The sequence below is a fragment of the Actinomycetospora lemnae genome, from assembly GCF_028737315.1.
Taxonomy (GTDB): domain Bacteria; phylum Actinomycetota; class Actinomycetes; order Mycobacteriales; family Pseudonocardiaceae; genus Actinomycetospora; species Actinomycetospora lemnae.
Genome location: NZ_JAQZAO010000001.1, coordinates 611,238 through 636,278, shown reverse-complemented (window position 1 = coordinate 636,278; position 25,041 = coordinate 611,238). Strand labels below are relative to the sequence as shown.

At 75.9% G+C, this 25,041-nt stretch carries 25 protein-coding genes; 20 read left to right on the top strand and 5 right to left on the bottom strand.

Going from position 1 to position 25,041, the window contains the following annotated elements; genetic code table 11:
- The first annotated feature begins 28 nt into the window (after positions 1 to 28).
- Genes PGB27_RS03085 through PGB27_RS03055 form a run of 7 tightly spaced genes read left to right on the top strand, consistent with a single transcriptional unit; the run spans position 29 to position 5,859 of the window.
- The gene (locus PGB27_RS03085; RefSeq protein WP_274198859.1) at positions 29 to 862 is read left to right on the top strand and encodes a GNAT family N-acetyltransferase; all 834 of its coding nucleotides are present in this window, start codon (positions 29 to 31) and stop codon (positions 860 to 862) included.
- 1 nt (position 863) lies between these two features.
- On the top strand, positions 864 to 1,250 hold the full coding sequence (locus PGB27_RS03080) for a DUF3054 domain-containing protein (protein WP_274198858.1): 387 nt from the start codon (positions 864 to 866) through the stop codon (positions 1,248 to 1,250).
- 9 nt (positions 1,251 to 1,259) lie between these two features.
- Positions 1,260 to 2,117 carry a type I methionyl aminopeptidase gene (gene map / locus PGB27_RS03075; protein ID WP_274198857.1) on the top strand — a complete coding sequence of 286 codons (858 nt, stop codon included), beginning with the start codon at positions 1,260 to 1,262 and terminating at the stop codon, positions 2,115 to 2,117.
- A gap of 8 nt (positions 2,118 to 2,125) precedes the next feature.
- Positions 2,126 to 3,133, top strand: coding sequence for a dihydrofolate reductase family protein (locus PGB27_RS03070; RefSeq protein WP_274198856.1), 1,008 nt, complete (start codon positions 2,126 to 2,128; stop codon positions 3,131 to 3,133).
- 23 nt (positions 3,134 to 3,156) lie between these two features.
- Positions 3,157 to 3,666, top strand: a complete 510-nt coding sequence (locus PGB27_RS03065; protein ID WP_274198855.1) for a hypothetical protein — start codon at positions 3,157 to 3,159, stop codon at positions 3,664 to 3,666.
- Positions 3,667 to 3,724: 58 nt separating this feature from the next.
- Complete coding sequence (locus PGB27_RS03060; RefSeq protein WP_274198854.1) at positions 3,725 to 4,300, top strand: pyridoxamine 5'-phosphate oxidase family protein; 576 nt, start codon at positions 3,725 to 3,727, stop codon at positions 4,298 to 4,300.
- Between the two features lie 32 nt (positions 4,301 to 4,332).
- Positions 4,333 to 5,859: a cobyric acid synthase gene (locus PGB27_RS03055; RefSeq protein WP_274198995.1), complete on the top strand. Its 1,527-nt coding sequence runs from the start codon at positions 4,333 to 4,335 to the stop codon at positions 5,857 to 5,859.
- On the opposite strand, the gene PGB27_RS03050 is transcribed toward PGB27_RS03055, so the two are convergent.
- The 3 genes from PGB27_RS03050 to PGB27_RS03040 all read right to left on the bottom strand — a co-directional run bounded on the left by PGB27_RS03050 (position 5,838) and on the right by PGB27_RS03040 (position 7,952).
- A complete protein-coding gene (locus PGB27_RS03050) occupies positions 5,838 to 7,061 on the bottom strand; it encodes a saccharopine dehydrogenase family protein (RefSeq protein ID WP_274198853.1) in 1,224 nt (407 codons plus the stop codon). The genes PGB27_RS03055 and PGB27_RS03050 overlap by 22 nt on opposite strands.
- A gap of 72 nt (positions 7,062 to 7,133) precedes the next feature.
- Positions 7,134 to 7,337 carry a hypothetical protein gene (locus tag PGB27_RS03045; protein ID WP_274198852.1) on the bottom strand — a complete coding sequence of 68 codons (204 nt, stop codon included), beginning with the start codon at positions 7,335 to 7,337 and terminating at the stop codon, positions 7,134 to 7,136.
- Positions 7,338 to 7,550: 213 nt separating this feature from the next.
- Positions 7,551 to 7,952 (bottom strand): nitroreductase/quinone reductase family protein, encoded by a 402-nt coding sequence (locus PGB27_RS03040; RefSeq protein ID WP_274198994.1) that lies wholly within the window; start codon positions 7,950 to 7,952, stop codon positions 7,551 to 7,553.
- 160 nt (positions 7,953 to 8,112) lie between these two features.
- Here PGB27_RS03040 and PGB27_RS03035 point away from each other — a divergent pair, with 160 nt between their 5' ends.
- Both PGB27_RS03035 and PGB27_RS03030 read left to right on the top strand, forming a co-directional pair.
- Positions 8,113 to 8,787 (top strand): TetR/AcrR family transcriptional regulator, encoded by a 675-nt coding sequence (locus tag PGB27_RS03035; RefSeq protein ID WP_274198851.1) that lies wholly within the window; start codon positions 8,113 to 8,115, stop codon positions 8,785 to 8,787.
- A 62-nt stretch (positions 8,788 to 8,849) separates the two neighbouring features.
- A complete protein-coding gene (locus PGB27_RS03030; RefSeq protein WP_274198850.1) occupies positions 8,850 to 9,125 on the top strand; it encodes a hypothetical protein in 276 nt (91 codons plus the stop codon).
- A 5-nt stretch (positions 9,126 to 9,130) separates the two neighbouring features.
- Here the strand turns inward: PGB27_RS03030 and PGB27_RS03025 are convergent, their stop codons facing one another.
- The gene (locus PGB27_RS03025; RefSeq protein ID WP_274198849.1) at positions 9,131 to 9,769 is read right to left on the bottom strand and encodes a TetR/AcrR family transcriptional regulator C-terminal domain-containing protein; all 639 of its coding nucleotides are present in this window, start codon (positions 9,767 to 9,769) and stop codon (positions 9,131 to 9,133) included.
- 66 nt (positions 9,770 to 9,835) lie between these two features.
- Between PGB27_RS03025 and PGB27_RS03020 the strand changes: the two genes are divergently transcribed.
- From PGB27_RS03020 to cydC, 6 genes are read left to right on the top strand one after another with little or no spacing between them, the layout of a single operon-like run.
- A complete protein-coding gene (locus tag PGB27_RS03020) occupies positions 9,836 to 10,849 on the top strand; it encodes an ATP-binding cassette domain-containing protein (protein ID WP_274198848.1) in 1,014 nt (337 codons plus the stop codon).
- Positions 10,849 to 11,715: an ABC transporter permease gene (locus PGB27_RS03015; RefSeq protein ID WP_274198847.1), complete on the top strand. Its 867-nt coding sequence runs from the start codon at positions 10,849 to 10,851 to the stop codon at positions 11,713 to 11,715. Before PGB27_RS03020 ends, PGB27_RS03015 begins: the two co-directional genes overlap by 1 nt.
- A 38-nt stretch (positions 11,716 to 11,753) precedes the next feature.
- The gene (locus PGB27_RS03010) at positions 11,754 to 13,205 is read left to right on the top strand and encodes a cytochrome ubiquinol oxidase subunit I (RefSeq protein WP_274198846.1); all 1,452 of its coding nucleotides are present in this window, start codon (positions 11,754 to 11,756) and stop codon (positions 13,203 to 13,205) included.
- 3 nt (positions 13,206 to 13,208) lie between these two features.
- Complete coding sequence (gene cydB / locus PGB27_RS03005; protein WP_274198845.1) at positions 13,209 to 14,243, top strand: cytochrome d ubiquinol oxidase subunit II; 1,035 nt, start codon at positions 13,209 to 13,211, stop codon at positions 14,241 to 14,243.
- 3 nt (positions 14,244 to 14,246) lie between these two features.
- Positions 14,247 to 15,911, top strand: coding sequence for a thiol reductant ABC exporter subunit CydD (gene cydD, locus PGB27_RS03000; RefSeq protein ID WP_274198844.1), 1,665 nt, complete (start codon positions 14,247 to 14,249; stop codon positions 15,909 to 15,911).
- Positions 15,908 to 17,560 carry a thiol reductant ABC exporter subunit CydC gene (gene cydC, locus PGB27_RS02995; RefSeq protein WP_274198843.1) on the top strand — a complete coding sequence of 551 codons (1,653 nt, stop codon included), beginning with the start codon at positions 15,908 to 15,910 and terminating at the stop codon, positions 17,558 to 17,560. Before cydD ends, cydC begins: the two co-directional genes overlap by 4 nt.
- Here cydC and PGB27_RS02990 read toward each other — a convergent pair.
- Complete coding sequence (locus tag PGB27_RS02990) at positions 17,557 to 18,942, bottom strand: mycothione reductase (protein WP_274198842.1); 1,386 nt, start codon at positions 18,940 to 18,942, stop codon at positions 17,557 to 17,559. The two genes, cydC and PGB27_RS02990, sit on opposite strands and share 4 nt — an antisense overlap.
- Before the next feature lie 344 nt (positions 18,943 to 19,286).
- Between PGB27_RS02990 and PGB27_RS02985 the strand changes: the two genes are divergently transcribed.
- The 5 genes from PGB27_RS02985 (at position 19,287) to PGB27_RS02965 (ending at position 24,969) form a co-directional block, all read left to right on the top strand.
- Positions 19,287 to 20,159, top strand: a complete 873-nt coding sequence (locus PGB27_RS02985; RefSeq protein ID WP_274198841.1) for a S1 family peptidase — start codon at positions 19,287 to 19,289, stop codon at positions 20,157 to 20,159.
- Between the two features lie 248 nt (positions 20,160 to 20,407).
- Positions 20,408 to 22,483: a VWA domain-containing protein gene (locus tag PGB27_RS02980; protein WP_274198993.1), complete on the top strand. Its 2,076-nt coding sequence runs from the start codon at positions 20,408 to 20,410 to the stop codon at positions 22,481 to 22,483.
- Between the two features lie 58 nt (positions 22,484 to 22,541).
- Positions 22,542 to 23,156 (top strand): cob(I)yrinic acid a,c-diamide adenosyltransferase, encoded by a 615-nt coding sequence (gene cobO, locus PGB27_RS02975; RefSeq protein ID WP_274198840.1) that lies wholly within the window; start codon positions 22,542 to 22,544, stop codon positions 23,154 to 23,156.
- Positions 23,157 to 23,158: 2 nt separating this feature from the next.
- Positions 23,159 to 24,622, top strand: coding sequence for a cobyrinate a,c-diamide synthase (locus tag PGB27_RS02970; RefSeq protein WP_408630002.1), 1,464 nt, complete (start codon positions 23,159 to 23,161; stop codon positions 24,620 to 24,622).
- Entirely contained in the window at positions 24,619 to 24,969 is a 351-nt protein-coding gene (locus PGB27_RS02965) for a cobalamin biosynthesis protein (RefSeq protein ID WP_274198838.1), read from the top strand. The genes PGB27_RS02970 and PGB27_RS02965 overlap by 4 nt, the downstream gene beginning before the upstream one ends.
- Positions 24,970 to 25,041 lie beyond the last annotated feature (72 nt).

Sequence of the window (25,041 nt, the reverse complement as noted above, 5' to 3'; positions counted from 1 at the left end):
CGGGCCCCGGACGTGGCAGGCTGGAAGCGTGCTCCGTACCGCCGGTGCGCGGCTGCTCGACGACCGGGACCGGTCGAAGGTGCGGAGCGCCCTCGACGCCGATCCCGTGGCCACGTGCATGGTCGCGTCGCGGGTCGAGACGGTCGGCGTCGAGCCGTGGCGCCTGGGCGGCGAGCTGTGGGGCGTCGGCGGCCGGCTCGACGGCCTGTGCTTCTCCGGGGCCAACCTCGTGCCCCTGCGCGGCGAGCGCACCGAGGTGCGCCACTTCGCCGAGCGCGCCCGTCGGCAGCGCCGCCACTGCTCGTCGCTGGTCGGGCGTCGCGAGCTCGTGCTGCCGCTGTGGGAGGAGCTCCAGGAGTACTGGGACGCCGCCCGCGAGGTGCGTCCCGACCAGCCGCTGATGGCCACCGCGACGGCCCCGTCGATCGACCCCGACCCCGAGGTCCGCCAGACCCGCCCCGACGAGCTCGAGCGCTACCTGCCGGCCGCGATCGCCATGTTCCTCGAGGAGGTCGGCGTCGACCCGCGCCTCGGCGACGGCGGCGCGGGCTACCGCGCGCGGGTCGCCGAGCTGATCGGCGCCGGGCGCGCGTTCGTGCGCTTCGAGCAGGGCGAGGTCGTGTTCAAGGCCGAGATCGGCGCGCTGTCCTCGCGGGTCGGGCAGATCCAGGGCGTGTGGGTGCACCCGGACTGGCGGGGCCGGGGCCTCGGCCAGGCCGGCACCGCGGCCGTCGTGGCGCACCTCGTGCGGGCCCGGCGCGTCGCGAGCCTCTACGTCAACGCGTTCAACACCCCGGCGCGGCGGGCGTACGAGCGCATTGGGTTCGAGCAGGTCGGCTCGTTCGCGACGGTGCTGTTCTGAGATGACGACACTCACGCCCACCCGCCGGTCCGGGGCGCTCATCGCGCTCGACGTCCTCGCCGTCGTGGCCTTCGCCGCGCTGGGCCGGGCGAGCCACGCGGAGGACATCGTGGGGGACCTCGCCGGCACCCTGCTCACCGCCGCCCCGTTCGTCGCCGGCGCCGCGGTGGGCACGCTCGCGGGACGCACCTGGCGGGCGCCCCTGGCCTGGCGCTCGGGGCTCGCGGTGTGGGCGGGCGCGGTGGTCGTCGGCCTGCCCCTGCGCGCGGCGCTGACCGGCCGGCTGCCGCTGTCGTTCGCGATCGTGGCCACCGTCGCGATCGGGGTGCTGGTGCTGGGCTGGCGTGCCGTCGCCCGGCTCGTCACGCGGGCGCGGCGCGGCGCCTAGGCTGGGGACATGCCGGTCCGCGCTCCGCTGCGGCCGGGGCAGCCGACGCCGCTGCGCCCGGTCCCGCCCCAGATCCCCCGCCCCGAGTACGTGGGCAAGCCCGCGCCCGCGCGCAGCACCGACCCCTGGGTGCAGACGCCCGAGGTGATCGAGGCCATGCGCCACGCGAGCCGGGTCGCCGCGCAGGCGCTGCAGGCCGGCGGCGAGGCCGTGAAGCCGGGCGCCACCACCGACGACGTCGACCGCGTGGTGCACGAGTTCCTCGTCGACCACGACGCGTACCCCTCGACGCTGGGCTACCGCGGCTTCCCGAAGTCGTGCTGCACCTCGCTCAACGAGGTCATCTGCCACGGGATCCCCGACTCGACGCTCATCGAGGACGGGGACATCGTCAACATCGACGTCACCGCCTTCATCGGCGGCGTCCACGGCGACACCAACGCGACGTTCCTCGCCGGCGAGGTCGACGAGGAGGACCGCCTGCTCGTCGAGCGCACCCACGAGGCGACGATGCGCGCGATCAAGGCCGTGAAGCCGGGCCGCGAGCTCAACGTCGTCGGCCGGGTGATCGAGTCGTACGCCAACCGCTTCGGCTACGGCGTGGTGCGCGACTTCACCGGCCACGGTATCGGGCGCGCGTTCCACTCCGGGCTCGTCGTCGTCCACTACGACGACCCGAGCCGCCACGAGATGCTCGAGCCGGGCATGACGTTCACGATCGAGCCGATGATCACCCGCGGCACCGTCGACTACGACGTCTGGGACGACGGGTGGACGGTGACGACGAAGGACAAGTCCCGCACCGCCCAGTTCGAGCACACGATCCTCGTCACCGACACCGGCAGCGAGATCCTCACCCTGCCCTGAGCGAGCGGATGCGCCCCCACGTGCTCGCCTCGGCGGCGGTGTCGATCGACGGCTTCCTCGACGACGCCTCGCCCCGGCGACTCGTGCTGTCCGGCGCCGCCGACCTCGACCGGGTCGACGCCGAGCGGGCGGGCGTGGACGCGATCGTCGTCGGCGCCGGCACGGTGCGGGCGGACGACCCCCGCCTGCTCGTGCGCTCCGCGGACCGGCGCGCCGACCGGGTCGCCCGCGGCCTCGGGCCCTCGCCGCTGCGCGTGGTGCTCTCCACGCACCCCGTCGACCCCGCCGCCCGCGTGCTCACCGAGGGCCGCGACGTCGCCGACACCGTGGTGCTGCACGGCAGCCCGCACGAGGTGCTCGAGCGGCTCGCCGGCCACGGCGTCGTGCGCGTCATGGTCGAGGGCGGGGCGGCGGTGCACCGGGCGTTCCTCGGGGCCGGGGTGGTCGACGAGCTGCAGCTCGTGGTGGCCCCGCGCCTGGTCGGCGAGGGTCCGCGATTCACCGGCACCCCGGCGTCGGCGCACCTCCTCGAGACCCGGGCGATCGACGCCGACGTGCTGCTGCGCTACCGCTTCGGGCCCGCCGACGCCCGCTGGCTCGCCGAGGCGTGCTCGCTGGCCGAGCGCTGCCCGCCCTCGCCGTCGGCGTTCTCGGTGGGCTGCGTGGTGGTGGCCGCCGACGGCACGGTGCTCGCGACCGGGCACAGCCGCCGCGACGACGTCCTCGACCACGCCGAGGAGGTCGCGCTGCGCGACGTCGACCGATCCGACCCGCGCCTGCCCGGCGCCACGCTCTACACCTCGCTCGAGCCGTGCGGCCAGCGCGCGTCGCGGCCCGTGACCTGCGCGCAGCACATCCTCGACGCGGGCATCGGGCGCGTGGTCATGGCGTGGCGCGAGCCGCCGCTGTTCGTCGGCCACCCGTCGGGAGCGGCGCGGCTGGAGGCCGCGGGCGTCGAGGTCGTCGAGTGTCCGGAGCTGGTCGACCTCGCGCGCCGTCCCAACCGGCACCGCTGAGGCGCCTCGGTCATCGTGGGCGTGTGCGCTCGTTGCCGATCCTGCTGCCCGCCGCGGTGATCCGTGCCCGCGCCTGCCCGCTCGCCTCGATCCGCCAGATCCGTACCTGGCGACTGCGCTTCGTCGAGCGGGACGCCCCCGACGACCTCCCGCGTCCGGCCGGCTGGTCCGACGTCGTCGAGGCCTCCGCGACGCCCCGCGACGGCGGGTCGGTCGTGCTGACCGGCGCGGGCTTCCGCGCCGTGTGGGACGCGCCGCGCCCGGTGGAGGGACCCGTGCGGCTGCGCGGGGACCTCGTCGTCGACCCCCTCGACGGCCTCGAGACCAGCGGCCGCATCCTGCGCCTGCGGTTGCTCACCGAGACCGTGCGCGAGGACGCGGCGGGGGAGCGGGTGGTCGCCCTGAGCACGCGCGACCTCTCGGCGATCCCGAAGGTGGTCGACGACGGCTCGCGGGCGAACGGGACCACGGCGCTCGACGTCCGCACCCGCGACCGCGGGGTGCTGCTCGACGTGGAGCTCGGCCCCGCCTGACGCGCGCGAGGCGGGGATCACGTGCGGGACGTCGGTCCGGCGTGCGAATCTGCCGGGCGTGGCCAAGGTCTACGAGCGGATCGAGCCCCGACTGGCGCGGTGGATCGGCGAGCAGCCGGTGTTCTTCGTGGGCACCGCACCGCTGGCGGGCGACGGGCTGGTCAACGTGTCGCCGAAGGGCCTGCGCGGCACGTTCGGCGTGCTCGACGACCACACCTTCGCCTACGTCGACATGACCGCGAGCGGGGTCGAGACCATCGCCCACCTGCGGGAGAACGGCCGCATCTGCGTCATGTTCTGCTCGTTCGACGGCACCCCGAACGTCGTGCGGCTGCACGGCCGCGGGCGGGTGGTCACGCACGGCGAGCCGGGGTTCGACGCCGCGCTCGAGCCGTTCGCGATGGGTCTGGCGTCGCGGCGCACCGAGGCCCGCGGCGTCGTCACCGTCGACGTCACGCGGGTGGCCGACGCCTGCGGCTACGCCGTCCCGCGGATGACGCTGGAGGGCGACCGCGAGCTGCTCGACTCCTGGGCCGAGCGCCACAGCCCGGAGTGGATGCGGGACTACCGCGCCCGGAAGAACGAGCACTCGCTCGACGGTCTGCCCGGGCTCGCGGGGCTGCCGAGGTGGTGACGGACGCGGAGCGCTGCGGAGCCGGACCATCGGTGACCGGCGCGCTGCTCGTCGCGGGCACGACGTCGGACGCCGGCAAGAGCGTCCTCGTCGCGGGCCTCTGCCGCTGGCTGCACCGCAAGGGCATCGACGTGGCGCCGTTCAAGGCGCAGAACATGTCCAACAACAGCGTGGTGTGCCGCGACGGCGGCGAGATCGGGCGCGCCCAGGCCCTGCAGGCGGCGGCGTGCGGGCTCGCGCCGAGCGTGCGGTTCAACCCCGTGCTGCTCAAGCCGGGCAGCGATCGCAGCTCGCAGGTGGTGGTGCGCGGCGTCGTCGACGGGACGGTGTCGGCGGCGAGCTACCGGGAGCGCAAGGCGGCGCTGCTCGACGTCGTCACCGAGACGCTGGCGGACCTGCGCCGTGACCACGACGTCGTGATCTGCGAGGGCGCGGGCTCGCCGGCCGAGATCAACCTGCGCGCCACCGACATCGCCAACATGGGCCTCGCACGCGCCGCCGAGCTGCCGGTGGTCGTGGTCGGGGACATCGACCGCGGCGGCGTGCTGGCGCACCTGTTCGGCACGCTCGCCGTGCTCGAGCCGGCGGACCAGGCGCTGGTCGCGGGGTGGGTGGTCAACAAGTTCCGCGGCGACCCGGCCCTGCTCGCACCCGGGCTCGACCAGCTGCGCACGCTCACCGGTCGCCCGACCCTCGGCGTCCTGCCGTGGAGCCCCGAGCTGTGGCTGGACGCCGAGGACTCGCTGGGCCACGTCGCCGACGGCGTCGTGGGACGCCCGGCACCCCCGCGCGGGCGGGAGTGGCTGCGGGTCGCGGTGGTGCGCCTGCCGCGGGTCTCGAACGGCACGGACGTGGACGCGCTGAGCTCGGAGCCCGGCGTGGCGGTCCGCTGGGTGACCGAGCCGTCGCGCCTCGCCGACGCCGACCTCGTGGTCCTGCCCGGCTCGAAGACGACGGTCGCGGACCTGGCCTGGCTGCGGTCGACGGGGCTGGCCGACGCCGTGGTCGCCCACGCCGCGGCGGGGCGTCCCGTGCTCGGGATCTGCGGCGGCTACCAGATGCTCGGGCGGCGCATCCACGACCCGCACGGCGTCGAGGCGGCGCCGGGCACGGTCGAGGGGCTCGGCCTGCTCGACGTCGAGGTGACCTTCGACGTCGCCAAGCACCTCGGGACGCCGACCGGGACGGCGCTCGGCGAGCCGGTGACGTTCTACGAGATCCACCACGGCCGTGAGCTGCGGGGGAGCGGTCCGCCGCTGGTCACGCTCGCGGACGGGACGCCGGAGGGGGTCGACGCCGGGCACGTGCTCGGCACCCACGCCCACGGGCTGCTCGAGAACGACGCCCTGCGCCGGCGCGTGCTCGCCCGCGCCGCGGCCGCCGCCGGGCGCGACTTCGCCGCCGCGCCCGACACGTCCTACGCGGCCGTGCGCGCCGCCCAGCTGGACCTGCTCGGCGACCTCGTCGAGCAGCACCTGGACACCGACGCCCTCGAGGGGCTCATCACCGAGGGCGCACCCCGGGGACTGCCGACGGTTCAGGCCCGCGCGACGTCGTAGACGTGCCCGGCCGTGCGCAGGCGCTCGACCAGCGCCGGGCCCATGGCCGTGGCGGGGGTGAGCGAGCCGGTGCGGTCGGGCAGGCGATCGCCGTCGAGGGCGAGGCAGAGCGCGCTCTCGCCGAACATCACCGCCGTGGCGGCGTAGCCCGGGTCGCCGGAGCCGGAGACGCGGGCGGTGTAGCGCGCGCCGGTGGAGGTCGTGGCGTCGACGTCGTGGCGGAACCAGCCCTGCTCGCGGGCCTTCTCGCTGGGGCCCTCGCCGGGCTTGGGCAGCACGCGGTCGAGGACCTGGCGCACGCCCGGGGTGGACAGGCCGGCGAGCATCGCCCCGAGCCCGGCGGTGATCGCGCCGGCCGTGACGGCACCCACCGGGCCGCTCCCGGCGCCCATGACCTCGCCGTAGCGCAGGCCCTTGCCGTAGGCGTAGCCGGCGATGGCGTTGGAGCGCCGCACGATGCGGGTGTTGTAGGACGCCATGACGAACGGCGCGACCCAGCGGCCCTCGACCTGGTGCGGCCGGGGGACGTCGCTGGGCTGGCGGGTGTCGGGCTCGGCGTCGCGCTCGGGGCTCAGGCCGTACGGGTCGCGCATCAGCTTGTACACCGACCGGTCGGCGCGCGAGGCGTCGGCGAGTCCCCGCATCGAGTCGATCGTGCCGCCGGAGACGCCGCCACGGATCCGCGCCACCGTCGTGACGTCGGCGAGCTCGCCCTCGCCGTCGGCCTGCACCCGGCTGTGCAGCAGCAGGACCGCGAGGTCGGAGGGGATCGAGTCGTAGCCGCAGGAGTGCACGAGGCGCGCGCCGGTCGCCCGCGCGGGCGCGTCGAAGCGGTCGATGGCCTCGCGGGCGAACTGGACCTCGCCGGTGAGGTCGGCGTAGTGGGTGCCGGCGGTCGCGCACGCCTCGACCACCGGCAGGCCGTACTTGGCGTAGGGACCGACCGTGGTGGCGACGACGTCGGTCGACGACGCCATCCGGGCCAGCGCGTCCTGGTCGCCGGTGTCGGCGACGACCAGCGGCCAGTCGCCGCCCGGGGCGGGCAGCCGGTCGCGGACCTTCTCCAGACGCTCGCGCGAGCGCCCGCCCAGCGCGATCCGGGTGCCGGCGGGGGCGTGGCGGGCCAGGTAGGCGGCGGTCAGCTCGCCGACGAAGCTCGTCGCGCCGAACAGGACCAGCTCGTGCTCACGATCACCGGACATGGCCGCACGATAGTCGCGGCCCCCGCACGGGGCAGGGCCGCGCTCCGACCGGGTGGGTGGTCGGGACGGGGATCAACGCCGCGGGGGCGGGTCGACCGTCGGCAGGCCGACCGCCCCGGAGAGCCCGAGCATGTCGAGGAGCTCGCAGCAGTCCTCCACGCCCGTCGCTCGCGAGGCGACCACCCGGGCCGCGACCTTCTGGTCGGCCAGGTGCGCGACGCGGGCCGAGTCGTAGGCCTCGGTCACTCGGTTCGGGCTGAGCAGTGCGTCGGTCATGACAGCTCCCTCGGGAGACCGCCGCAGCTGCGCCCGAGGCGGGCGGCGAGCGCGGCGGGGATCACCGGCACGGATCGCGCCGAGGAGCGCGCATCCCTTCACTCGTCCCGGAGGCGACGTCCGGAGCTCTGCCCCGGGCCGGTCACCGCCGACCGTACCCCGGCGGGCCGTCGTCCCGCGCCCACCGGTCGCCGGAGCGTCCGTTCCCGCGGCTCACACCGACGTGATCGCGAAGACCGGGTGGCGGTGGGCGATCGCGGCGAGCTCCTCGTCGCCGGCGTCGGCGCCGACGCCCTCGAAGAACGCGCCGACCTCCCACGCCCAGGCGCGCAGGTAGGCGCGCAGGACCGGGACCTTCTCGGCGTCGGCGAGCTCGGTCGCGCGGACGGTCTCGGTGCGCCGGCCGACGGTCAGTGTCGCCTCGCCGGCCACGCGCAGGTTGCGCACCCACTGGGTCTCGCCCCGCGCGGCGACCAGGTAGCGGGTGCCCCCGATCGTCAGGGGGTTGACGGGCGTGGTGCGCACCTCGCCGCTGGTGCGGCCCCGGACCCCGAGCACGGCCGAGCCGGCGAGCGGCAGGCCGAGGCGGGTGAGCCCGGCGACGAGCGGGTTCATGAGGCGGCGGGTCAGGCGTCCGGGTGCCTGGTAGTGGGCGGCGGTCACGGGGTCCTCCTCGGGAGCTTTGCGAGAGCACTGCTCTCGGTCTTTTTCGAGCATCCTCCCGGGACGGGTCCTCGTCAAGAGCAGTGCTCTCGGTCGTGGCACCATCCCTGCCATGCCCTCCGGGACCCGCGCGCGGGCGCGCGCCGAGACCACCCGCGCGATCCTCGACGAGGCGCGCCGCCAGCTCGCCGAGCAGGGCGCGGCCGCGCTCTCGCTGCGCTCGGTGGCGCGCGAGGTCGGGATGGTGTCCTCGGCCGTGTACCGGTACGTCGCGAGCCGTGACGAACTGCTGACCCGGCTGATCATCGAGGCCTACGACGCCGTGGGCGAGCGGGCCGAGGCGGCGCGCGACCCGCAGGCGCCGCCGCGGGAGCAGTGGCGCGCCGTCTGGCGGGCCGTGCGGGCCTGGGCACTCGAGCACCCGGCGGAGTACGCGCTGGTCTACGGCTCGCCCGTCCCGGGCTACGCCGCACCGGCCGAGACGATCCCGGCCGCCGGGCGCGTCGCGATGGTGCTCGCGGCGATCGTCGCCGAGCACGGCGACCCGGCGGCGGGCCGGGACTGGCCCGCGGTCGTGCGCGCCGACGTCCTGCCCGCGGTGCCCCCGGCGCTGGTCACGCCCGCGGTGGGGGTGTGGACGCAGCTCTACGGCACCGTCGGCTTCGAGCTGTTCGGGCAGTACGAGAACGTCGTCGACGACCGCGAGGCGTACTTCGACGCCGTGGCCGACGCCGCCGCGACGGCGGTGGGACTGCCCGCTCGTCGCGCGGGTCGTCCGGGCTCTTGACGTGGGGCGCCGGGCGCCGGACGGTGTCGACGTCGAGGACGACGTCGGAAGGGGTCCGAGAGATGCCCGAGCACGGCGAGCAGGGGCACGTGGCCCCGCCGATCCCCGAGGCCGTCCGGCGCGAGCGCGCGGAGGAGGAGACCGCCGAGCGCGACGACTCCCTGGCCGCCACGGAGCGACGCGGCCGGACGGCCGAGGCGGGCGCCGGGGTCGACCGCGACACCTCGCTGCCCGGCACCGAGCGCCGCGAGCGTGCGGCGGCGGAGGAGGCCGACGCCGAGGCGTCCCGGCGCGAGGAGCCGCCGATCCCCGGCGAGGAGTACCGCCACCGGGGGTGAGGCGCTCAGGGTGCCGGGTCGAGTCGCGCGCGCAGCCCGTCGATCATGAGGTCCAGGCCGTGGCGCACGACGTCCTCGTGCCGCGCCCCGTCGGGCGGTCCCATCGCCGCGGCGACGGCCGCCAGCGTGGGGTGCGCCGCGGGGTCGTGACCCCCGTGCGGCACCGCGGCCGTCTCCGCCGCCCGGGCCCGCTCGGCGTGGTACTCGACGGCCGAGCCGATGACGAAGTGCCCCACGCTCATGAGCGTCAGGAACGCCTCGCGGGGCGCGAGCCCGGCGCCGACGAGCGTCGCCATCGTCGCCTCGACCGCGGGCAGGGCGTCGTCGGTGGGGCGGTTGCCGGCGACGACGAGCGCGGCGTCGCGGTGGGTGACCAGCGCGCGGTACTGCGCGAGCGCGCGCTCGCGCAGCCACGCCGCCCAGTCCTCGCCGGGGCCGATCGGCGGCGCGGACCGCCACTGGTCGGCGAGCAGGCGCTCGGCGACGTGGTCGAGCAGCGTGCGCTTGTCGGCGACGTGCCAGTACAGCGTCGGCGCGCTGACCCCCAGCTCGCGGGCGAGGCGGCGCAGCGACAACCCCTCGAGGCCGACCTCGGCGAGCAGGTCCACCGCGGCGTCGACGACGTCGTCGCGAGTCAGCGCCATGCCACCTCCTTGCCGTCTCGAACGGTGTCAGAGTAGCGTCCCTAACGCTGTTAGAGGAGGGCGTGGATGGGCACACCGGCGGTCGCGGTCCGCGGCCTGGTGAAGCGCTACGGCGCGGTGGAGGCGGTCCGGGGCATCGACCTCGAGGTCGCGCGGGGCGAGACGTTCGGCTTCCTCGGCCCGAACGGTGCGGGCAAGTCGACCACGATCAACATCCTGTGCACGCTCGTCGAGCCGACCGACGGGCACGCGGAGGTCGTGGGCCTCGACGTCGTGCGCGACCGCGCGGCGGTCCGCCGGCGGATCGGGCTGGTGTTCCAGGACCCGACGCTCGACGCCCCGATGTCGGGCGAGCAGAACCTGCGGTTCCACCAGGAGCTCTACGGCGTCGACCGGCGCCGGGCCGCGGCCCGGCGCGAGGAGGTCCTGCGCATGGTGGGGCTCTGGGAGCGCCGCGGCGACGAGGTCCGCACCTACTCCGGGGGCATGCGCCGGCGCCTGGAGATCGCCCGCGGCCTGCTGCACAGCCCGCAGGTGCTCTTCCTCGACGAGCCGACGATCGGGCTGGACCCGCAGACCCGCGGCACGATCTGGGACTACGTGGCAGAGCTCCACCGCAACCCCCAGAACCAGGGAGACGAGGAGATCACCGTCTTCGTCACCACCCACTACATGGACGAGGCCGAGCACTGCGACCGGATCGCGATCATGAACGAGGGCCGGATCGTCGCCCTCGACACCCCCGACGCGCTCAAGGCGCAGGTCGGGGCCGATCGGGTCGCGCTCACCACGGACGACGACGAGGCCGCGCTGGCCGCCCTGCGCAGCGAGCTCGGGCTGGAGGGCGCGGTGCGCGAGGGCGCGGTGACGGTCGCGGTGCCCGACGGCGCGGGGTTCGTGCCGCGGCTGTTCGACCGGCTCGGGCACCACGGCGTCGGCATCCGCTCGGTGACCGTCACCCGGCCCAGCCTCGACGACGTCTTCCTCGCCCACACCGGCACGACGATCCGCGACGCCGAGGCGGGGCCGGGAGCGGCGCGGGGCCTGCACCCCATGGCGATGCGGATGCGAGGACGCTGATGACCACCACGATCACGACCGAGGCCGTCCGCGTCCCCACGAGCAGCCTCGCCACCGAGGCCCGCGCCGCGCTCGTCGTGTGGGAGCGGGAGATGATCCGCTTCGTCAAGGACCGGGCGCGGATCCTGTCGTCGCTGGCGCAGCCGCTGCTGTTCCTCTTCGTGCTGGGCAGCGGACTGGGCTCGCTGCTCGGGAGCACCCAGGCGGGCGGCTCGGTGCCGTTCACGACGTTCCTGTTCCCCGGCGTCATGGCGATCTCGGTGCTGTTCACGGCGGCGTTCGCCGGCATCTCGATCGTCTGGGACCGTGAGTTCGGGTTCCTGCGCGAGATGCTCGTGGCTCCGGTGTCGTCGGCGTCGATCCTGCTCGGCAAGGGACTCGGTGGCGCGTCGGTGGCCACGCTGCAGTGCCTGGTGCTGCTGGCCCTCGCCGGGCTCGTCGGGGTGCCCTACGACCCGCTGATGTTGCTCGCGATGATCGGCCTGATCTTCCTCATGGGCTTCATGATCACCGCGTTGGGCCTGGTGCTGGCCGCCCGCGTCCGGCAGATCCAGTCGGCGATGCCGCTGGTCCAGCTCGTCATCACCCCGCTGATGTTCCTGTCCGGGGCGCTGTTCCCGCTCTCGGGGCTCCCGACCTGGCTCGCGGTGCTCACGCTCGTCAACCCGATGACCTACGCCGTCGAGCCCCTGCGGTCGGTGGTGTTCGACCACCTCGACGTGGACGCCGCCACCCGTGCCCGCTTCGACCCGGGCATCGTCTGGGGCACCTGGCCGGTGCCGGTGGCGGTGCAGATCCTGATCACCGTGGCCTGCTGCGTGCTGCTGCTGGCCCTCGCGGTGTGGCGCTTCCGCCGCACCGAGTAGCCGCCCGCCCCGGAGGACCGGGGTTGTGGGTGGGGCCGATGGGCACCCCGACGTCCATGGAGTCCGGGCTCGACGTCGTCGATCTGTCACGCTTCCAGTTCGCGACGACGAGCATCTTCCACTTCTTCTTCGTCTCGCTCACAGTGGGGCTGGCGTTCCTCATCGCGGTGATGGAGACGTTCGCCTACTCGCGGCGCGGGCGCGCCGGGCAGCACGACTACGACCGGATGACCAACTTCTTCGGTCACCTCTTCCTCATCAACTTCGCGGTCGGCGTGGTCACCGGGATCGTCCAGGAGTTCCAGTTCGGCATGAACTGGAGCGAGTACTCCCGCTTCGTCGGCAACATCTTCGGGGTGCCGCTGGCCCTCGAGGTGCTGATGGCGTTCTTCCTCGAGAGCACGTTCATCGGGCTGTGGTGGTTCGGCAGGGACCGGCTGCGACCGTGGATGCGGCTGGGCGCCATCTGGCTCGTGGCCATCGGGACGCAGATCAGCGCGTTCTGGATCGTGCTGGCCAACGCCTGGATGCACCGCCCGGTCGGCTACGAGATCGTCGACGGGCAGGCGGTGCTCACCGACTTCGGCGCGGTCGTGTTCAACAGCAAGGCCTGGCTCTACTTCGCCCACGTGCAGGGCAGCGCGTGGACGGTGGCGGCGTTCTTCGTCCTCGGGATCTGCGCCTTCCACCTGCTGCGCCGGCGCGACGTCGAGGTGTTCGGCCCGGCCCTGCGGATCGCGCTGGTCTTCGCCGCGATCGGCACCGTCTTCTCCGCGACCAGCGGGCACACCGAGGCGCAGGCGGCGGTGGTCGACCAGCCGATGAAGTTCGCCGCGATGGAGGCCCAGTGGGAGACCTCGGAGTCGCCGGCACCCTGGTCGCTGTTCGCGGACATCGACGAGGGCGAACGGCGCAACGACGTCAGCGTCGAGATCCCTTATCTCGGGTCGCTGCTGGCCTACAACTCGCTCGAGGGCCGCTACGAGGGCCTCAACCAGATCAACGAGCGGTACCAGCAGCTCTACGGGCCCCGCGAGTACATCCCGCCGGTCACCTGGGTCTACTGGTCGTTCCGGATCATGGTGGTGATCGGGTCGCTGCTGCTGCTCACGGCGTTCGTCGGGCTGTTCCTGTGGTGGCGCCGGCGCGAGAGGCTCCTCGAGACGCGCTGGTTCCTGCGGGTGCTGGTCTACCTGATCCCGCTGCCGTGGGTCGCCAACTTCACCGGCTGGATCACCACGGAGATGGGCCGCCAGCCGTTCATGGTCCAGGGCCTGCTGACGGTGGACCAGGGCGTGAGCGCGAACAGCGTGGGCGAGGTCCTGGCCGGGCTGATCGGCCTGTGGGCGGTCTACCTGGCGCTCATCGGGCTCGACATCTACTTGCTGTCGACCACCGCGCGGGCCGGGGTGAGCCGCCGCCCCGCCGCCGAGATGCAGGCCGCGCCCGCGCCGGACTACGCGCACGTGCCGTACGGCCGGGAGGACTGAGCGGTGGACCTGGTCGCCCTGTGGTTCTGGCTGATCGCCGGGACCTTCACGCTCTACTTCTTCCTCGAGGGCTTCGACTTCGGCGTCGACCTGCTCCGCCCGCTGCTCGCCCGCAGCGAGGCCGAGGAACGGGCGCTGACCGGCACGATCGGCCCGTTCTGGGACGGCAACGAGGTGTGGGTCCTCGCCGCGGCCGGCGTCATGTTCTCCACGTTCCCGGTCTGGTACGGCGCCCTGTTCTCGGGGATGTACCCGCTGTTCGTCCTCGTCCTGCTGGCGCTGCTGCTGCGCGGGGTGTCCTTCGAGTACCGCAACCAGGTCGACCGGCAGCGCTGGCGTGACGTCTGGGACTGGCTGAACTTCGCCGGCAGCCTCGTGCCCTCGTTCCTCTGGGGCGTCATCATGGCCAAGCTCATCGAGGGCCTGGCGCTGGACGCCGACCGGCGGGTCGTCAGCGGGCTGGGCGACCTGTTCACCCCGTTCTCGATCGTCGGCGGGATCGCCACGCTGCTGCTGTTCGTCCTGCACGGGGCGAACTTCCTGCTGCTGCGCCTGCACCCCGACTCCGAGCTGCACCGGCGGGCGCGCAAGGCCGCGCTGCGCTGGGGCGCGCTGGCCACGATCGCGATCCTCGCCTTCGTGGTGATGGGGTACGTGACCGAGGGGCTGTTCGCCGACTTCGGGGTGCTGCCCTGGGTGTTCCCGCTCGCCGCGGCGGCGACGTTGGCCAGCATCTGGTTCGCGCTGACCCGGCGCCTGGACCGGCTCGCGTTCGCCATGAGCGGGCTGACGATCGTCTTCTCGACGATCACGATCTTCCTCGCGCTCTACCGACGCCAGGTGGTCCTGCCCTCCACGCTCGACCCGGCGTTCGACCTCACCCTGGCCGGCTCGGCCAGCCGCCCGCTCACCCTCGAGCTCATGACGTGGGTCGGCGCGATCTTCCTGCCGCTGATCATCGGCTACCAGATCTGGAACTACTACGTGTTCCGCGAACGGATCCGTCCCGACGAGGGCAGCCTCGCACGGGGGTACTGACGGGTGCCGGCCGCCGACCTGACCGCGGGGCCCACCGCCCGCCTGCTGCGCCTGCCGCCGGTGCGCCGGCTCGCCGCCGCCTGTGTGGCGCTCGCGGTGGTGGTGTGGGCCCTGCTGCTCGTGCAGTGGTCGCTGGTCACCGCCGTGGTCGTCGGCGTCGTCGAGGGCCGGGCGACGCCGGGCTCGGCCGCCGGGCTGCTCGCGGGTGCGCTGGCCGCGTGGGTCGGGCGCGCCGGGGTGGTCGGCCTGCGCGACCTGCTCGCGGCGCGCGCGTCCTCCCGGGTGCGGCGCGACGCCCGCCGCGACCTGGCGCTCGCGCTGCTGCGGCTCGGCCCGGAGGGCGCCGAGGGCGAGCGCGCCGGCGAGCTCGTCACCACCGCCACCGAGGGCGTCGCCAAGCTCGACGGCGTCGTCGCCCGGTTCGTGCCCGGCGCCGTGACGGCGGCGGTCGTGCCGCCGCTCGTGGCCGCGGCGGTGCTGGTGCTCGACCCGGGCGCGGGCGGGCTGCTCGTGCTCGGCGGGGGGCTGGTGCTGGTCTTCCTCTGGCTGGTCGGGACGCGGGCGGCGCGCTCGTCGCGGGAGCAGTGGGAGACCCTCGGCCGCCTCGGCGCGCTGCTCGTCGACACCGTGGGGGTGCTGCCGGTGCTGGTCTCCACCGGGCGGGCGCGCGGCAGCGTCCGCTGGCTCGCCGACATCGGCGAGCGCTACCGCGCGGCGACGATGCGGGTGCTGCGCACGGCGTTCCTGTCCGGATTCGTCCTCGAGTTCGGCGCCACGCTGTGCACCGCCCTGGTGGCCGTCACCGTCGGGGTGCGGCTGTTCGAGGGCCAGCTGCCGTTCGCGACGGCACTGCTGGTGCTGCTCCTGACCCCGGAGTTCTTCGCGCCGCTGCGCGCGCTCGGCGCCGACCACCACGCGGCGCTGGAGGGCCGCCCGGCCGCCGAACGGCTCTTCGCGCTGCTCGACCGGGCCGGTCCCGCCGCCGGCGGACGGCCCGTCGCGCCCGGCGTGCCGGCGGTGGCATGGGACGCGGTGGTGCTGCGCCGCGACGGGCGCGCCGTGCTCGACGGGTTCGACCTCGCGCTGCCGCCGGGCTCGCGCACCGCGCTCGTCGGGCCCAGCGGCGCGGGCAAGACGAGCGCGGTCCGGCTGCTGCTCGGGTTCGGCGACCCGGACGCCGGCGCCGTGCTCGTCGACGGGGTGCCGATGACCGAGCTCGACCGCGACGCCTGGCGCGCCCGCGTCGCCTACGTGCCCGAACGGCCCTGGCTGCTGCCCGGCACGGTGGCCGAGAACGTGCGGCTCGGGCGTCCCGACGCCACCGACGGCGAGGTCGCGACCGCCCTGGAGCGGGCGGGCGCCCACTTCGTCGCGCGCCTGCCCCGCGGCGTCGACACCCCGCTCGGCGAGGACGCCGCCCGCCTCTCGGGCGGGGAGCGGCTGCGGATCGCGCTGGCGCGCGCGTTCGTCAAGGACGCGGCGCTCGTCGTGCTCGACGAACCCACCGCCCAGCTCGACGCGGGCACCGAGGCCGACGTGCTCGCCGCCCTCGACGACCTCGCCCGCGGCCGCACCCTGCTCACGGTGACCCACCGCGAGGCCCCGCTCGCCCTGCACGACCGCGTCGTGACCGTCGCGGCCCCGGACCGGCCCCGGGCGGCGGCGTGACCGCGCACCTCACCGGCCGGCGGGGTGGCCCGGTGCTCGGGGTGCTGCGGCTCCTGCCGCGCCGGCGGGCGGCCCTGGCCGTGGTGCTCGGCGCGCTCGTGGTCCTGTGCGGGGCGGGCCTCCTGGCCGCGTCCGGGGCGCTGATCACCGGGGCGTCGCGGCGCCCGGAGACACTCTTCGTCCTGCTGCCCCTGATCACTGCGGTCCGCCTGTTCGGGGTGGCCCGCCCCGCGCTGCGCTACGTCGAGCGCCTGGTGACCCACGACCTGACGCTGCGGCTGGTCGGGCGGCTGCGCGCCGGGCTGCTCGCCGCCCTGGTCCCGCTCGCCCCCGCGGCGCTCACCGGGTCCCGCGGTGGGGACCTCCTCGCCCGGATCCGCACCGACGTCGACGAGCTGCAGGGCGTGTTCGTGCGCCTCGTCGCGCCCGCCGTCGTCGCCGGGCTGGCGGGCACCGTGGCCGTCGTGCTCACCGCGCTGGTCTCACCGGCGCTCGCGGCGGTCCTCGCCCTGCTGCTCGTCGTGCTCGGGGTCGCCGTGCCCGTCCTCGCCCGGCGGGCCGGGCGGCACGCGTCGGTCGCCGCGGCGCGCGCGGACGCCGCGTTCGGGGCCGACCTGCTCGACCTCGTCCGCGGGCTGGCCGACCACGCCACCGGAGACGGCGGCGCCACCGCGCGCCGGGTCCTCGAGGCGCACCTGGACGAGCAGGCCGCCGCCGAGCGGACCTCCGCGCGGCTCACCGCGGCGACGACCGCGCTGCGCGAGGGCGTCCCCGCGCTCGGGCTGCTCGCGGCGCTGTGGCTGGTCGGGTGGGACGTGACGACGGGCGCCACCGACCCGGTGCTGCTCGCCGCCACCGCGCTGGGCGTCCTGGGCGCGTTCGAGGCGGTCGGCGGGCTGGGCGCGGCGTACGCCGCGGGCGAGGGCGTGCGCGCCGCCGCCGGACGGGTCGCCGACCTCGAGGCGCGGCGCCCCGCCGTCACCGATCCGCCCGCCCCGAGCCCACGGCCGGCCGACCCGACGCTGCGGTTGCGCGGGGTCTCGCTCACCTACCCGGGCGCGCCCGCGCCCGCGCTCGCCGGGCTCGACCTCACCGTGGGGGCCGGCGAGAAGGTCGCGCTCACCGGGCCCAGCGGCGCCGGCAAGAGCAGCGTGCTCGCCCTCGCCCTGCGCGCCCGCGACCCCGACACCGGGACGGTCACGCTCGGCGGCACCGACCTGCGCGAGCTCGCCCTCGCCGACGTGCGGGCGGTCTCGGCGTGGGTGCCGCAAGCGCCCGCGCTGCTCGGGAGCAGCGTCGCCGCCAACCTGCGTCTGGGCCGTCCCGACGCCACCGACGCCGAGCTCGCCGCGGCCCTCGGCGCCGTCGGGCTCGACGCCCTGCTCGACGCGCCCGGGCTCGACGGCTGGGTGGGCGAGGGCGGGTCGCGCCTGTCGGCCGGGGAGCGCGCCCGCGTCGGTACGGCCCGCGCGCTGCTCACCCCGGCCCCGCTGCTGCTGCTCGACGAGCCGACCGCGCACCTCGACGGGCCGCTCGCCGCCCGGCTGCTCGACCACCTCGCCGGGCTGGACCGCGCCGTCCTGCTCGTCACCCACCGCCCGGACGCGCTCGACGCCCGCTGGCGGACGGTGCCCCTCGGGGCGCCCTAGCGTTCGGCCAGCGGGAGTCCGAGCAGGGCGTTCTCGATCACCTCGGGCAGGGCCGGGTGGATCCAGTACTGCTTCTCGGCCATGGTCCGGGCGTCGAGGCCGAACGTGATCGCCTGGATCAGCGGCTGGATCAGCGACGACGCCTCGGGGCCCATGAGGTGGGCGCCCAGCAGCGTGCCGTCGGGGCTCGCGACGAGCTTGACGACGCCGGTGGTGTCCTCCATCGCCCAGCCGAAGGCGACGTCGCCGTAGCGCTGGACCTTGGTGACGTAGGGGATGCCGCGGTCGCGGCAGTCCTGCTCGCGCAGGCCGATGGACGCGATCTGCGGGTCGGTGAACACCGCGGACGGGACGTGCGCATTGTTCGTGCGCCGCGGCTCGTCGGGGTGGAGCAGGTTGTGCCGGACGACGGCGGCCTCGTGGTTGGCGACGTGCTTGAGCTGGTACTCGGAGCTGACGTCACCGAGGGCCCAGACGCCGGGAGCGGTGGTGCGCTGCTGCTCGTCGACGACGATGCGGCCGTCGGGGTGCAGCGCGAGCCCGCCGGCTGCGGCGTCGAGGCGGTCGCTGTTGGGGATGCGGCCGGTCGCGACGAGCAGGGCGTCGCTCTCGATCGCGCCGTGGCGGCAGTGCACGACGATCGTGCCGTCTCCCCGCTGCTCGGGCGGGGCGGTGGGCGAGGCCTCGAGCAGCACGGTCCAGCGCCGGGCGGCGAGCTCGGTGAAGCGCCCGGAGATCTCCTCGTCCTGCTCGCGCAGCAGCGCCGGCCCGCGGGTGGCGATGGTGACCTCGGCGCCCAGCGCGGAGAAGACGTGCGCGAACTCGGCGGCGATGTAGCCGCCGCCGATGATCGTCAGGCGGCGCGGGACCTCGTCGAGGCGCATGACGTCGTCGGAGGTGTGGAACGCCACGCCGCTCGAGGCGATGATCTCCGGGATGCCGGGGCGGGCGCCGGCGGCGACGACGACCCGGTCGCCGGTGATCGTCACCGGCGGGCCGCCGTCGGTCGGCGCCACGTCGAGGGTGCGGTCGCCGGTGAAGCGCGCGTGGCCCAGGTAGACCGTGGTGTTCGGCTGCTCGTGCTGCCGGTAGCGCTGCCCGCCCGCCGAGATCGGGTCGATGCGGCCGAAGACCCGGTCGCGGATGTCGGCCCACCGGATCTTGTCGATGCTCGCGTCGACGCCGTAGGTGCCGGCGTGCCGGATCGTCTCGGCGACGTCGGCCGCGTAGACGTACATCTTCGTCGGGATGCAGCCCACGTTGAGACACGTCCCGCCGTAGACGCCGTGCTCGACGATCGCCACGTCCGTGTCGGCGAACCGCTCGTCCGGGATGGTGTTGCCGGACCCGGTGCCGATGATGACGAGGTCGTGGTGGGGCACGCCCCCACGGTAGTGCGCCCTCGATGAGGTCGCGGGCCGGCTGGTCCCGCCTCACCCACCTCGCCACCACCCGCCACCGCGCGGAGTCGGTACGACGGGCGGTCGCCGTGGTGTCCGTTCGTCGCTGATCGTCGACCGCTCGTCGGCCGGGCGACCACCCGACGGTGTCGTTTACCGACAGAAATCGACCGTTCGTCGTCGCTCGGCGGGGCGAACCTGCCCGCGTCCGCCTTGTCCGGCGGCGCCGCGGCTGCTGTCGTCTCCCGCCGAAGGCAGCTGACCGCTGAGCTGAACGGCCCACCGGGAGCACGCCGGACGGTCGATCGAGCGGAGGGGCGGACCGGATGACGAACGGCGTGCGCGAGGGGTCGGCGGTGTGGGCCGCCGCAAGCGGACGGGCGCTCGCGCTCCTGGGGGTGGCCTTCCTGCTCGCGCTCGCCGGCGCCGCCGGGGCCGTCGGGACCGCGCGGGCGGGCGAGGTCACGCCCGGTGGGGACGGCAGCGGCGACGGGGGCACGGTCGTCGTCGACGCCGGGACGCGGGTGGTCGGCGGAGCGCGGGCGACCACCGACGAGCACCCGTGGGCCGTGTTCCTCACCGACGCCGCGGGCTTCCAGTTCTGCGGCGGCACGCTCGTCGCGCCGACCAAGGTGCTCACCGCCGCGCACTGCATGGCCGCGACCACGCCCGACAAGGTCCGGGTCGTCGCGGGCCGCGACGACAAGCAGTCGGCGGCCGGGGAGACCGCGGGCGTCCGGTCGGTGTGGGTCAGCCCCGAGTTCGAGGGTGTCGGCCGGGGCACGGACCTCGCCGTGCTGACGCTCGACACCCCGAGCGCCCGCACCCCGCTGCCGCTCGCCGGCGCCGGCGACGAGGCGCTCTACGAGGACGGGCGCGCCGCCCAGGTCTACGGCTGGGGCGCGACCGCCGAGAACGCCACCCCCTCGCGCTACCTGCTGACCGCGACCGTGCCGATGCGCGGCGACGACTACTGCCGCGCCGGCGACCGCAGCTTCGACCCGCGCCGCCTGACCTGCGCCGGGTTCGACCAGGGCGGCGTCGACTCCTGCCAGGGCGACTCGGGCGGCCCGCTCGTCGCCGCCGGCAAGCTCATCGGGGTCACGTCCTTCGGCGACGGCTGCGCCCGCGCCGGGCGCCCCGGCTACTACGTGCGGGTCGCGGCGGTGAGCGACCTGCTGCGCGCGCAGCTCGCCTGAGGGCTCGCCGGACGTCCGGACCGGAGGGCAGACCGGTCCGACGAGACGGAAGCGGGACCCGGACCCACCTGCCCCCGGGTCCGGGTCCCGCTCCGCGGATCCCGGGGTCGCGTTCATCTCAGCGGTCGCTCAGATGTAGTGGGTTAGGGTCGGCCGGCCGTCTCCCCCCCCCGAACCCGTCAGGAGCCCCCGACGTGGCCTTCCCGTTCTCGGCCGTGGTCGGCCACGAGGACCTGCGACTGGCCCTCATGCTCACCGCGGTCGACCCGGGCATCGGCGGCGTGCTGGTGCGCGGGGAGAAGGGCACGGCGAAGACGACGATCGTGCGGGCGCTCGCGACGCTGCTGCCGCCGGTGGAGGTCGTCGTCGGGGACCGCTTCTCGGTCGACACCGCCGCCGGCGAGGAGAGCCCCGACGGCCCCTTCCCCGCCGACGCACCCCGTGAGCGCCGCCCCGTCCGCCTCGTCGAGCTGCCCGTCGGTGCCTCCGAGGACCGGGTGATCGGGTCGCTGGACCTCGAGGAGGTCCTCGCCCACGGCCGCGCCACCGTGCGCCCCGGCCTGCTCGCCGCCGCCCACCGGGGGCTGCTCTACGTCGACGAGGTCAACCTCCTGCACGACCACCTCGTCGACCTCCTGCTCGACGCCGCCGCCACGGGCCGCGCGACCGTCGAGCGCGACGGTGTCTCGCTGACACACCCCGCGTCGTTCCTGCTGGTCGGGACCATGAACCCGGAGGAGGGCGAGCTGCGCCCGCAGCTCCTCGACCGCTTCGGGCTCACCGTGCACGTCACCGCCTCGCGCGACGTCGCCGAGCGGACCGAGGTCGTGCGCCGGCGCCTGGCGCACGACGCGGACCCCGCCGGGTTCGCGGGGCGCTACGCCGGCGACGAGGACGCGCTGCGGGCGCGGCTGGTGGCGGCGCGGTCCCGTCTCGGTGCGGTCGCCCTGCCCGACGCCGAGCTCGTGCGGATCGCGGCGCTGTGCGCGGAGGTCGAGGTCGACGGCATGCGCGCCGACGTCGTGCTCGCCCGGACCGCCGTCGCCCACGCCGCCTGGCGCGGGGCCGACGCCGTCGACGCCACCGACGTGCGCGCCGCCGCCCGCCTGGCCCTGCCCCACCGGCGCCGCCGGGACCCGTTCGACGAGCCCCACCTCGGCGAGGACGAGCTCGACGAGGCGATGCAGCGGGCGGACGAGGCGGCGCAGGAGACCGAGCCGGAGACGGAGTCAGGACCGGAGCCGCCGGAGGGCCCCGAGCCGCCCGAGGGCCCCGACGGTGGCGGCCCCGACGACGGCGGCCCCGGCGACGGCGGCCCCGACGGGCCGGAGGGGCCGGACGACGGGGGTGGGGGACCGGGCGGCGGTGCGCCGAGCCCGCCACCGAGCGGGGCGGGGTCGTCGGACGGGACGTCGCCGGGGTCGTCGGAGGGCTCGTCGGGGGGCTCGTCGGAGGGCTCGTCGAACGGGTCCTCGGAGCGGGCGCCCGAGCCGGAACCCGCCGGGGTTCCCGTGGGCGCGCCGGCGCGGACGCGGCTGCGGGCCCGGCGGTTCGAGGTCCGCGGCACCGGAGCGGGGGCGCCGGGCCGCCGCTCGCGGGCACGGGGGCGCCAGGGCCGGGTGGTGCGCGCCGTCCCCGAGGCGCGGGGCGACACGACCCTGCACGTGCCGGCCACGGTGCTCGCCGCGGCGGGGCGGGGCGCGCGCGTGGCGCGTGAGGACCTGCGCCACGCCGTGCGGGAAGGCCGGGAGGGCAACCTCGTCCTGTTCTGCGTCGATGCATCGGGGTCGATGGCGGCACGCCGGCGGATGTCCGCGGTGACCGGTGCCGTCGCCGCCCTGCTGCGCGACGCCTACCAGCGCCGCGACCGCGTCGGCGTCGTGACGTTCCGGGGCGCGTCGGCGACGGTGGCCCTGCCGCCCACGACGTCGGTGCACGCCGCCCACGCGCGCCTGCACGACCTGCGCACCGGCGGGCGCACCCCGCTCGCCGACGGCCTGCGCACCGCGCGCGCGGTCCTGCGCACCGAGCGCACCCGCGACCCGCGCCGCCGCGGGCTGCTCGTGCTGCTCACCGACGGGCGCGCGACGGCGTCGGGCGGCCTGGACGCCGCCCTCGACGCCGCGCGGGGCCTCGCCCGCGACGCCGGGGCGGCCGGGCGCGGGGCGAGCATGAGCACGGTGGTCGTCGACTGCGAGTCGGGTCCGGTGCGCCTCGGGCTCGCGGGCCGCGTGGCCCGCGTCGCCGGCGGCGCCGTCGTGACCCTGGACGAGCTGACCGGCGAGTCCGTGGCGGGCGTGGTGGAGCAGTTCCGGGCCTCGTGAGCGGACTTTCGAGCTGTAGCTGGAAAGTCCGCTCACGTACCGACGGAGGAGGGCAGACGTGCCGCAGGGGGTCCCGACGACGATCCCGCAGGACGGGCTGACGACGCGCCAGCGGCGCCGTCGCCCGCTGCTCGTCGTCCACACCGGGGTGAACAAGGGCAAGTCGACCGCGGCCTTCGGGCTCGCGCTGCGGCAGTGGACCGCGGGGTCGTCGATCGCGGTGTTCCAGTTCGTCAAGAGCGCGAAGTGGCGCGTGGGGGAGGAGACCGCCCTGCGCGCGCTCGGCGACCTCCACCGCGACACCGGCCAGGGCGGGCCCGTCGAGTGGCACAAGATGGGCGAGGGCTGGTCGTGGTCGCGCAAGCAGGGGTCCGAGGAGGACCACGCCGCGGCCGCGCGCGAGGGCTGGGCGGAGATCCGGCGCCGGCTCGAGGCCGGCGCGCACGACTTCTACGTGCTCGACGAGTTCACCTACCCGCTGAAGTGGGGCTGGATCGACACGGAGGAGGTGGTCGAGGTCCTCCGTGCGCGGCCCGGCCACCAGCACGTCGTCGTCACCGGGCGCGACGCCCCGGAGGCTCTGATCGACGCCGCGGACCTCGTCACCGAGATGACGAAGATCAAGCACCCGATGGACGCGGGGCAGAAGGGCCAGAAGGGGATCGAGTGGTAGCTCTGCCGCCGCGGGTCGTCGTCGCGGCCCCGTCGTCGGGCAGCGGCAAGACCACCGTCGCCACCGGCCTGCTCGGCGCCCTGGCCGGGCGGGGCACCGCCGTCGCCCCCTTCAAGGTCGGCCCCGACTACGTCGACCCCGGCTACCACGCGCTGGCGGCCGGGCGGCCGGGCCGCAACCTCGACCCCGTCCTCGTCGACCCCGCGACCCTGCCCGGCCTCGTCGTGCACGGCGCGCGGGACGCGGAGCTGGCCGTGGTCGAGGGCGTCATGGGGCTGTTCGACGGGCGGATCGGCCGCGACCCGGATCCCGGCGGGGCCGGCTCCGCAGGCTCCGCGGCCCTGGCCGACGGGGCCGGCTCCGCAGGCTTCGCGGCCCTGGCCGACGGGGCCGGCTCCGCAGGCTTCGCGGCCCTGGCCGACGGCTCCACCGCCCACGTCGCGCGGCTGCTCGAGGCCCCGGTGGTGCTGGTGGTCGACGCCCGCGGGCAGTCGCGCTCGGTGGCCGCGCTGCTCGCCGGGTTCCGGGGCTTCGACCCGGGGCTGTTCCTGGGCGGGGTGATCCTCAACCGCGTCGGGTCGCACCGCCACGAAGAGGTCCTGCGCTCCGCCTGCGCCGAGGTCGGCCTGCCGGTGCTCGGCGTGCTCCCGCGCCACGCGGAGCTCGCCGTCCCCTCGCGCCACCTGGGCCTGGTGACCGCGGCGGAGCACGGCCGGGCCGCGCGCGCGGCCGTCGACGCGATGGCGGGGCTCGTCGCCGAGCACGTCGACCTCGACGCCGTCACCGCCCTCGCCCGCTCGGCGCCCCCGACGCCCGCCACGTCCTGGGACCCGGACACCGCGGTCGGCGAGCCCGTGCCCGGCGCGCCCGTCGTCGCCGTCGCCGGCGGAGCGGCGTTCACCTTCGGCTACCCCGAGCACGCCGAGCTGCTCGCCGCGGGCGGGGCGCGAGTCGTCACCGTCGACCCCGCCCACGACGAGGCGCTGCCCGCGGGCACGGTGGGGCTCGTGCTGCCCGGCGGCTTCCCCGAGGAGCACGCCGCGGCCCTGAGCGCCAACGCCCCGCTGCGCGAGGCCGTGCACGCCTTCGCGGCGTCGGGCGCGCCCGTGCACGCCGAGTGCGGCGGGCTGCTCTACCTCGCGCGGTCGCTGGACGGCGCCCCGATGTGCGGGGTGCTCGACGCCGACGCCGCCATGGGCCCACGCCTCGCGCTGGGCTACCGGACGGCGACCGCCGTCGCCGACTCCCCGCTCGCCGCGGCCGGCGAGACCGTGACCGGCCACGAGTTCCACCGCACCGTCACCACCCCGCGCGCCGGGACCGCCCCGGCCTGGCGCTGGGACGGCGACGAGCCCGAGGGGTTCGTCGCCGGCGGGGTGCACGCCTCCTACCTGCACACCCACCCGGCGGGGCGCCCGGCCGGCGTGGCGCGGTGGCTGCGCCACGTCGCCGGGGCCCGCCGGTGACGACCGTCCTCGGCGTCGGGATCGAGCCGGGCACCCCGCTCGCGCACCTGCAGGACGCCGTCGACGCGCTGGACCTCGACGGGTTCGCGGTCGTCGCCACCATCGACACCCGTGCCGCCGAGCCCGCCGTCGTCGCCCTCGCCGCCGGCCGGACGCTGCGGACCTACCCCGCGCGCGAGCTCGACGCCGTCGACGTCCCGCACCCCTCGCCCGTCGTCCGCCGCCTGACGGGCACGGGCAGCGTCGCCGAGGCCGCCGCGGTCCTCGCCGCCCGGGAGGTCGGCGCGGGCGTGCTCGTGGTGGAGAAGCACCGGGGACGCGGGGTCACCGTGGCCGTGGCGCGCTGAGGGCACGGGGATCGTCCGGCGAGGGGTGCCGCCCCGCGGGGCGCGGGTGGATGCTGGTCGGTCCGACGAGGG

What these genes read in the sequence shown, in the direction of transcription:
- PGB27_RS03080 (WP_274198858.1), top strand. Translation starts at nt 864, where the DNA reads ATGACGACACTCACGCCCACCCGCCGGTCCGGGGCGCTCATCGCGCTC.
- map (WP_274198857.1), top strand. Translation starts at nt 1,260, where the DNA reads ATGCCGGTCCGCGCTCCGCTGCGGCCGGGGCAGCCGACGCCGCTGCGC.
- PGB27_RS03070 (WP_274198856.1), top strand. Translation starts at nt 2,126, where the DNA reads ATGCGCCCCCACGTGCTCGCCTCGGCGGCGGTGTCGATCGACGGCTTC.
- PGB27_RS03050 (WP_274198853.1), bottom strand. Translation starts at nt 7,061, where the DNA reads ATGTCCGGTGATCGTGAGCACGAGCTGGTCCTGTTCGGCGCGACGAGC.
- PGB27_RS03045 (WP_274198852.1), bottom strand. Translation starts at nt 7,337, where the DNA reads ATGACCGACGCACTGCTCAGCCCGAACCGAGTGACCGAGGCCTACGAC.
- PGB27_RS03040 (WP_274198994.1), bottom strand. Translation starts at nt 7,952, where the DNA reads ATGAACCCGCTCGTCGCCGGGCTCACCCGCCTCGGCCTGCCGCTCGCC.
- PGB27_RS03035 (WP_274198851.1), top strand. Translation starts at nt 8,113, where the DNA reads ATGCCCTCCGGGACCCGCGCGCGGGCGCGCGCCGAGACCACCCGCGCG.
- PGB27_RS03030 (WP_274198850.1), top strand. Translation starts at nt 8,850, where the DNA reads ATGCCCGAGCACGGCGAGCAGGGGCACGTGGCCCCGCCGATCCCCGAG.
- PGB27_RS03025 (WP_274198849.1), bottom strand. Translation starts at nt 9,769, where the DNA reads ATGGCGCTGACTCGCGACGACGTCGTCGACGCCGCGGTGGACCTGCTC.
- PGB27_RS03020 (WP_274198848.1), top strand. Translation starts at nt 9,836, where the DNA reads ATGGGCACACCGGCGGTCGCGGTCCGCGGCCTGGTGAAGCGCTACGGC.
- PGB27_RS03015 (WP_274198847.1), top strand. Translation starts at nt 10,849, where the DNA reads ATGACCACCACGATCACGACCGAGGCCGTCCGCGTCCCCACGAGCAGC.
- PGB27_RS03010 (WP_274198846.1), top strand. Translation starts at nt 11,754, where the DNA reads ATGGGCACCCCGACGTCCATGGAGTCCGGGCTCGACGTCGTCGATCTG.
- PGB27_RS02985 (WP_274198841.1), top strand. Translation starts at nt 19,287, where the DNA reads ATGACGAACGGCGTGCGCGAGGGGTCGGCGGTGTGGGCCGCCGCAAGC.
- PGB27_RS02980 (WP_274198993.1), top strand. Translation starts at nt 20,408, where the DNA reads ATGCTCACCGCGGTCGACCCGGGCATCGGCGGCGTGCTGGTGCGCGGG.